Source organism: Gordonia sp. YY1, assembly GCF_009872315.1.
Classification (GTDB): domain Bacteria; phylum Actinomycetota; class Actinomycetes; order Mycobacteriales; family Mycobacteriaceae; genus Gordonia; species Gordonia amicalis.
In genome coordinates, this window is the sequence record NZ_WXYI01000064.1 from 1 (window position 1) to 596 (window position 596).

Annotated in this window: 1 protein-coding gene; it reads right to left on the reverse strand. The window is 65.6% G+C overall.

The window, feature by feature from the left end:
* On the reverse strand, positions 1–489 hold a 489-nt coding region (locus tag BPODLACK_RS23155), incomplete at its 3' end, for an IS110 family transposase (RefSeq protein WP_159406336.1).
* Between the last annotated feature and the right edge of the window lie 107 nt (positions 490–596).

Sequence of the window (596 nt, forward strand, 5' to 3'; positions counted from 1 at the left end):
CACTGGTGCGGTGGTGCACAGGTCGCGGATCTGGTTACCGATCCGGGTGGCCTCTTCCACCGCCGAAGTCCGTGCCAGGGTGAGCATTCGGATCGATTCGACAGCGCCGCGGGTGTCTTTGGCGACCGCGGTGGCACGCCCGGTGATGACCGCCATCGCCGCGGCATAGGCGTCGAGTTGATCGGTCTTGCCGTGGGCGTAACGGCGCGGTAGGTCCGGGGTGTTGACCTCGATGACCGTCACCCCATGGTCGGTGAGCATGCGGGTCAATCCGGCCCCGTAGGAGGCGCTGGACTCCACCGCGGCGTGCTCGATCCGGCCGAAACCACAGGCCCACTGCCACATCTCGGTGTAGCCGGCAGTGGTGGTCGGGAACTCCCGATCGACCAGTGGGCGGCCGTCGGCGGCGACAATGGCGGCGTGGTGGGTGCGTTGATGGGTATCCACGCCCAGGACAACGACTTGCGTATCGATCATGGTCGGGGTCATCGTGGTGGTGTCTCCTTCACACTCGCGTGTTGGATGACCTCACCGGGGCGGGTGGACAGGACAGTGAAGAGTCACGGCCCACCAGCCAGACAGGGTCCTAATCAAGT